A 6,951-nucleotide genomic window follows, 5' to 3' on the forward strand; every position below is an offset into this window, starting at 1 on the left:
TGGAGCGGGCGAGGCGATTCGAACGCCCGACCCCAACCTTGGCAAGGTTGTGCTCTACCCCTGAGCTACGCCCGCACTCCTCGAAGCTGGCCGGTCCGGCCGCGCCCCGAATTCGAGAGGGCGGCTTATGGCAGAGGGCAATCCGGTTGGCAAGCGCCTCAGCCGCGGAATTTTGGCGTCTTGAGGCGGCGCTTGTTGACGTGCCCTTCCGGGGCCGGCGCGATGTCGTCGGGGAACTCGCCCTTGAAGTAGTAGCGCTGCCAGGCCTCCTTGGTGGCCTCGGGGTCCTGGCGGAAGATCCGCTGGTTGAACTCGCTGCGGTGCTTCTCCCAGACGTCGTACTGGTGGCGCAGCTCGCTGTCGGAATCCATCCGCCGGATCACCGGCTGGATCTCGTGCAGCGGATGGTCCTGCAAGAGGGTGATGAAGCAGAAGGCCTCGCCCTTCTCGAAGCGCACGCGGCCGGGACGGGTGAAGTTCCAGTTCATGGTGAAGGGGAACGGCAGCCAGTCGGTCTCGACCACGCCGGCCAGCGGCTGGATGCCGTCCTTGATCTGGTTCGGCGGCCCCATCACCCACATCGACCAGCCGGGCGGCGTGCGGAACAGGTAGCCGGGATGGAAGGTGACCACCCCGTGGCTGAAGTGGCTGGTGACGAAGCGGTGGAAGTCGGGGTGCGGATGGTCCGGCCGCAGCGTGATGTCCTGCTGGTGCGTGCCGCCGTTCCATTCCGCGGTGAAGCTCATCGGGCAGAGGATCTCCCAGCCCGAGGTGTTGGCCATGCTGAGCGGCAGGCAGCGGTAGGGGTGGCGCTCGGCGAAGCGGTCCATCCAGGCGCGCTGCGGGCGGCCCGGCACCAGCTCCGGCGGGCGTTCGATCGTGGGATAGCACTCGAGTTCCATGGCGCTCTCGACGGCGGATGATGTTGCCGACCTCTAGGCGCCGCGATGGGCGACGTCCAGCGTCGTTCGGGAACCACGGGAAACACCGAAAACACGAAGAGAATTTGTCCACGAACCACGCGACCCGGCGCGAGAACGGCGTCGTCGTGGGCGTCAGATTGGAAAGACACGAAAGGGTCTGCGGAAACCTCGGAGCGTAGCAGAAAGGATTGGCCACGGGCCGGTCAGGCATGCTTCCTCGGCGCCTGGCCGGGACCGAGGTTCAACGCAGACCCTTTCGTGTCTTTCGTGGTGCGCAAAGCGCCTGAGCGTCGGTGTTCGTCGCCCGTTCGTGTGGTTCGTGTGGTTTGTGGACAAAAATCTCCAGCCCGCCGCCAACTCCGCTATGACGCAGCCCATGAAGACCAAAGCCGACCTGCTGGCCTTCCTCGACGAGATCGGGGTCGCCGCCCGCACTCATGAGCACCCCGCCGTCTTCCGCGTCGGCGAGGGCGAGGCGATCAAGGCGGGCATCGCCGGCGCCCACACCAAGAACCTGTTCCTGAAGGACGCCAAGGGCCAGCTGTGGCTGATCTCGGCCGAGGACCGCAGCGTCATCGACCTGAAGCGCCTGCCGGCGGTGATCGGCTCAGGCCGGCTGTCGTTCGGCAATGAGGCGCTGATGGCCCAGACCCTGGGCGTGACCCCGGGCTCGGTCACCGCCTTCGCCCTGATCAACGACACCGGGCGGCGCGTGCGCTTCGTGCTCGACCGGACGCTGGCCGAGGCGCCTGCGGTCAACTTCCACCCGTTGACCAACACCGCCACCACCAGCGTCGATGGGGCGGGTTTCAGGCGCTTCCTCCAGGCGATCGGCGTCCGGCCGCTGATCGTCGACTTCGAGACCTTGAGCTTAGTGGAATCCTGCGAGGCGCGTTGATCCCGGGCCAAGGTGCGACCATCTTGGCGCCGAGACGTTTCAGCGCAGACGAGTTGAGGGCATGGCCATGAGCCTGATCGGCGAGACCACCGGCAAGCCGGCGGCGGGCGACATCATCAAGGACGGAACCGACGCCAGCTTCATGGCCGACGTGATCGAGGCCAGCCGCGTCCAGCCGGTGATCGTCGATTTCTGGGCCACCTGGTGCGGGCCTTGCCGCCAGCTAGGGCCGGCGCTGGAGCGCGCCGTGACCGCCGCCAAGGGCGCGGTGAAGCTGGTGAAGATCGACATCGACAAAAACCCGTCCTACGCGGGCCAGCTGCGCGTGCAGTCGATCCCGGCGGTGTTCGCCTTCGTCGACGGCCGGCCGGCGGACGGTTTCATGGGCGCCCTTCCCGAAAGCGAGCTGAAGGCCTTCGTCGCCCGGCTGGCCAAGGCCGGCGGCGGCGCCGACGACGGCCTGGAGGAAGCCCTGGCGCTCGCCCGCGAGTCCTTGGAGCTTGGTGATCTTGGCGGCGCGGCCCAGGCCTACGCCCAGGTGCTGCAGCACGATCCGGAGAATGTGAAGGCGCTGGGCGGGCTGGCCCGGGTCTATGTCGCCGGCGGCGAGCCGGACCGCGCCCGCGAGATCCTGCAGATGGCGCCGGCCGACGCCAAGGACCCGGACCTCGACAGCGTGCGCGCCGCCCTGGCGCTGGCCGCCGATGCGCCCGCCGATGTCCGCCAGTTCCAGGACCGGCTGGCGGCCGATCCGGCCGACCACGAGGCGCGGCTGGAGCTCGCCAAGGCGCTGGCCGGCCACGGGCGGCTGGAGGCGGCGGTCGACAACCTGCTCGCCATCATCGAGGCCGACCGCGAGTGGAACGACCAGGCCGCGCGCAAGCAGCTGCTCGTCGTCTTCGAGGCCGCCGGCCAGATGTCGGAGCTCGCAAAACAGGGACGCCGGCGGCTGTCTGCGATATTGTTCAGTTAGTTTGGGGCCAGCGAGGTAGCGGATGGCCGGTTATCGACGGACGGCGGATCTGCCGCAGGTGATCCCGGTCTTTCCGCTCGACGGGGCGCTCTTGCTGCCCGGCGGCGACCTGCCGCTGCAGATCTTCGAGCCGCGTTATCTCAACATGGTCGACGACGTGATGGGCGGCGACCGCATCATCGGCATGATCCAGACGCGGCCCGGCGGCGACCGCGCCCGGCCCTGGCTGGCCGCGGTGGGCTGCGTCGGCCGCATCACCAGCTTCGCCGAGACCTCCGACGGCCGCTACCTGATCACCCTGACCGGCGTGTGCCGCTTCCAGCCGGGCGAGGAGCTGGCCATGCGCCTGCCCTATCGCCAGGTGCGCGCGGACTACGAGGCTTTCGAGTGCGACGTGTCGACCGAGGAGAAGCCGCCGGCGCCCGAGGCGGCGCGCGAGCGTTTCGCCCGGGCCTTGAAACGCTACCTCAACCGCCGCGAGCTCGACATCGACTGGGAGACCGCCAGCGCCGCACCGCTGGAGGCGCTGGTGAACAGCCTGGCGATGGGCTTGCCGTTCGCGCCGCAGGAGAAACAGGCGCTGCTGGAGGCGCCGGACCTCGCCGGCCGCTTCGAGGTGCTGACGACGCTGCTGGAGATCGACTCGGCGGCCGACGACGGCGATGACGAGACCCATTCGCTGCAGTAAGGCTTGAGGCCATGAGCGAACCTGCCTTTCCCGAAGTGGACGTCGACCCGCGCCTTTTGGAGATCCTCGTCTGTCCGGTGACCCGCGGGCCGCTGGAGCTGGACCGCGCCAAGGGCGAGCTGATCAGCCGCAGCGCCAAGCTGGCCTATCCGATCCGCGACGGCGTGCCGATCATGCTGCCAGAAGAGGCGCGCGAGCTGGGGGAGGGGGAGTAGCTCCAGATCCTCCCCCTGTGGGCAGGGCGATTGCAGATGCCGAAGCGCCCCCTCCGTCTCGCTTCGCGATCCACCTCCCCCGCTGCGCGGTGGAGGATCTCAGCGCCAAGATGCTCCACCGTGAAACGGGGGGGAGCTGTCAGCGAAGCTGACTGAGGGGGCGTTTAGGGCATATGCGATACCCCTGCGCCTGTGGGGAGCATCTTCCTACAGCGCCTGGCCCTGCAGCAGCCGGGGCAGGTCGCCGACCGCGCCGCCGGCTTCCTGCATGAAGAAGCGTCGCGCGGGGCCGATCCGGTTGACGGCGGCCATGCCGAGGCCGCGGCCGAGGCGCAGCAGCGGGTTGTCGTTGGAGAACAGCCGCACGAAGGCGTCCATGCCGGCAGAGAGGGTGATGGTGTCGAACCGGCGCCAGGCGCCGTAGCGCGCCAGCACCGCTTCGGAGCCGAAGTCCTCGCCCAGCCGTGCGGCGTCGACGATGGTCTCGGCCAGCGCCGCGGCGCCCTTCAAGCCCAGGTTCAGGCCCTGGCCGGCGATCGGATGCACCCCGTGGGCCGCGTCGCCCAGCAGCGCCACCCGCGGCGCGGTCAGCCTCGCGGCCAGCTGCAGGGCCAGCGGATAGGTGAAGACCGCGCCCTCGACGTGCGCCTCGCCCAGGTGCTCGCCGATGCGCCGCTGCAGATGGGCGTGGAACACCTCGGGCCGGGCGGCCTTCAGGGCGGCGGCGCGGGCCTGGCTCTCGGTCCAGACCAGGCTGGCGCGCTGGTCGGTCAGCGGCAGGATGGCGAAGGGGCCGGACGGCAGGAAGAACTCGTGGGCGACGCCGCGGTGCGGCCGCTCCAGCCTGACGGTCGCGACGACGGCGGTCTGGCGGTACTCCCAGCCCAGCGCCTCGACGCCCGCCGCCTCGCGGATCACCGAGCCGCGGCCCTCGGCGCCGACCGCCAGCGGCGCGCGCAGCACCCGCCCGTCCGCCAGGGTCACCGTCGCGGCGCGGGCGTCGAAGGCGGCGGACGCGACCCGCGCCGGGGCCAGCACCTCCACGCCTTGCGCCTGCAGCGCCTCGGCCAAGGCCGCCCGAGTGTGGCGGTTCTCCAGCATGTAGCCGAGCGGCTCGCCCTCGCAGCGGTCGGCGATCTCGGCGGCGTCGAAGCGCAGGAAGAACGGCCCCGGTCCCTGGGTCAGCGGTCCGGGCGCGCGCCCGTCGGTGACCAGGATATGCTCGATCCGCTCGGCCAGCGGCTCCAGCGCCGGGGCCAGCCCCAGCGCCCGCCACTGGCGGAAGGCGGCGAAGGCGATCGCCGAGGAGCGGCCGTCGAAGGTCGGCGCGACCTGGGCGCTGAACACCACCGGGTCAATCAGGATGGCTTTAAGTCCCGCCTTGGCCAGCGCCAGCCCCAGCGTCGCCCCGGCCATGCCGGCGCCCGCGATGATCACATCGGCGTCGAAGGTGTCCATCTCTCCACCTTACGGTGGTTATTCCGCCTCGTCCTCCGAGAAGCCCATGATGTGGAAGCCGGCGTCGACGTGGATCACTTCGCCGGTGGTGGACTTGCCGAGGTCGGAGAGCAGCCATAGCGCGCAGCCGGCGACGCCCTCCATCGAGGTGTCCTCCTTCATGGCCGAGAGCGAGCGGCCCTTGGCCAGCATGCCGCGGCCGCCCTGAATGCCGGCCAGGGACAGCGTGCGCATCGCGCCCGGCGAGACCGCGTTGACGCGGACGCCCTTCGGCCCCAGGTCGCGGGCGGCGTAGCGGGTGGCGCTCTCCAGCGCGGCCTTGGCCACCCCCATGGTGTTGTAGTTCGGGATCGCCCGCTCCGAGCCCATGTAGGTGAGGGTGATGATCGAGCCGCCGTTCGGCATCATGTCGGCCGCGCGCCGGGCGCAGTCGACGAAGCTGAAGGCGGAGATGTTCATCGCCCTCAGGAACCCGTCGCGGGTGGTGTTCTCGACGAACGAGCCCTTCAGCTCGTCCTTGTTGGCGAAGGCGATGGCGTGGACGAAGAAGTCGATCTCGCCGAACGCGGACTTCACCGCTTCGAAGGCGGCGTCCATCGAGGCGTCGTCGGTGACGTCCATCGGGGCCAGCGTCTTCACCCCCACGCTTTCGGCCAGCGGCTGCACGCGCCGCTCCATGCCCGGCAGGTGCAGGAAGGCCATCTCGGCGCCCTGGGCCGCCAGCTGCGAGGCGATGCCCCAGGCGATCGACTGGTGGTTGGCGACGCCGGTCACCACCCCCTTCTTGCCCTTCATCAGCTCGCCCTTGGGCATTTGGTAGTCGTCGGCCACGCGTTCCTCCTGGGGCGGTCGATGTTGGGCGGGTTGTGGACGATCAGCCCAAAACTGTCATCCCGGAAAGCGCGAAGCGCTTGTCCGGGACCCATACGCACCGGAAGCGCAGATGGCCTGCAGCTTCGCCGCCGCGAACCTTCTGGAGACGCCAGCGCCTATGGGTCCCGGACAGCCGCTGCGCGGCTTCCGGGATGACAGTCGGCGCCGAATTACACCCGGGCCATAATCAGGCAGCCGTTGGTGCCGCCGAAGCCGAAGCTGTTGGACATCACCGTGGTCAGCTCGCGGTCCGCGCGTTTGCGCAGGATCGGCAGGCCCTCGAAGGCCGGGTCGAGGGTCTCGATGTTGGCGCTCTCGGCGGCGAAGCCGTTGTTCAGCATCAGGAGGCAGTAGATCGCCTCCTGCGCCCCGGCCGCGCCCAGGCTGTGGCCGGTCAGCGACTTGGTCGACGAGATCAGCGGCGCCTTGTCGCCGAACACCGCGCGCACCGCCTCCATCTCCTTGGCGTCGCCCACCGGCGTCGAGGTGCCGTGCGGGTTCAGGTAGTCGACTTGGCGGTTCCCGGCCTGCTCCAGCGCCAGCCGCATGCAGCGCGCGGCGCCCTCGCCCGACGGGGCGACCATGTCGTAGCCGTCGGAGTTGGCGGCGTAGCCGACGATCTCGCCGTAGATCTTGGCCCCGCGGGCCTTGGCGCGCTCGAGCTCCTCCAGCACGACGACGCCGCCGCCGCCGGCGATGACGAAGCCGTCGCGGTCCACGTCATAGGCCCGGCTGGCCGTCGCCGGCCGGTCGTTGAAGTTCGAGCTCATCGCCCCCATGGCGTCGAACAGGTTCGACAGCGTCCAGTCGAGCTCCTCGCAGCCGCCGGCGAAGACCACGTCCTGCTTGCCCATGGCGATCTGCTCGAACCCGGCGCCGATGCAGTGGGCCGAGGTCGCGCAGGCCGAGGAGATGGAGAAGTT

At 69.7% G+C, this 6,951-nt stretch carries 8 protein-coding genes and 1 tRNA gene; 4 read left to right on the top strand and 5 right to left on the bottom strand.

Annotated elements, in window-relative coordinates; all coding sequences use genetic code 11:
* Positions 1-75: transfer RNA gene (locus tag VJS38_RS16230), tRNA-Gly, on the bottom strand.
* Between the two features lie 83 nt (positions 76-158).
* Positions 159-902, bottom strand: a complete 744-nt coding sequence (locus VJS38_RS16235) for a DUF6065 family protein (RefSeq protein ID WP_324089192.1) — start codon at positions 900-902, stop codon at positions 159-161.
* A gap of 397 nt (positions 903-1,299) precedes the next feature.
* On the opposite strand from VJS38_RS16235, the gene VJS38_RS16240 reads away from it, so the two are divergent.
* The 4 genes from VJS38_RS16240 (at position 1,300) to VJS38_RS16255 (ending at position 3,697) form a co-directional block, all read left to right on the top strand.
* Positions 1,300-1,821, top strand: a complete 522-nt coding sequence (locus VJS38_RS16240; protein ID WP_324089193.1) for a prolyl-tRNA synthetase associated domain-containing protein — start codon at positions 1,300-1,302, stop codon at positions 1,819-1,821.
* Between the two features lie 67 nt (positions 1,822-1,888).
* Positions 1,889-2,794: a co-chaperone YbbN gene (locus VJS38_RS16245; protein ID WP_324089199.1), complete on the top strand. Its 906-nt coding sequence runs from the start codon at positions 1,889-1,891 to the stop codon at positions 2,792-2,794.
* Positions 2,795-2,816: 22 nt separating this feature from the next.
* Positions 2,817-3,482 carry an LON peptidase substrate-binding domain-containing protein gene (locus tag VJS38_RS16250; protein WP_324089194.1) on the top strand — a complete coding sequence of 222 codons (666 nt, stop codon included), beginning with the start codon at positions 2,817-2,819 and terminating at the stop codon, positions 3,480-3,482.
* Between the two features lie 11 nt (positions 3,483-3,493).
* Positions 3,494-3,697: a Trm112 family protein gene (locus VJS38_RS16255; protein WP_324089195.1), complete on the top strand. Its 204-nt coding sequence runs from the start codon at positions 3,494-3,496 to the stop codon at positions 3,695-3,697.
* A 207-nt stretch (positions 3,698-3,904) separates the two neighbouring features.
* Here VJS38_RS16255 and VJS38_RS16260 read toward each other — a convergent pair whose 3' ends face one another.
* The 3 genes from VJS38_RS16260 to VJS38_RS16270 all read right to left on the bottom strand — a co-directional run.
* On the bottom strand, positions 3,905-5,155 hold the full coding sequence (locus VJS38_RS16260; RefSeq protein WP_324089196.1) for a UbiH/UbiF/VisC/COQ6 family ubiquinone biosynthesis hydroxylase: 1,251 nt from the start codon (positions 5,153-5,155) through the stop codon (positions 3,905-3,907).
* 18 nt (positions 5,156-5,173) lie between these two features.
* Complete coding sequence (locus tag VJS38_RS16265; RefSeq protein ID WP_324089197.1) at positions 5,174-5,986, bottom strand: enoyl-ACP reductase; 813 nt, start codon at positions 5,984-5,986, stop codon at positions 5,174-5,176.
* Positions 5,987-6,198: 212 nt separating this feature from the next.
* Positions 6,199-6,951, bottom strand: a 753-nt coding sequence (locus VJS38_RS16270; RefSeq protein ID WP_324089198.1) for a beta-ketoacyl synthase N-terminal-like domain-containing protein, incomplete at its 5' end; no start/stop codon positions are given.

The organism is Phenylobacterium sp. (assembly GCF_035276905.1).
GTDB lineage: Bacteria > Pseudomonadota > Alphaproteobacteria > Caulobacterales > Caulobacteraceae > Phenylobacterium.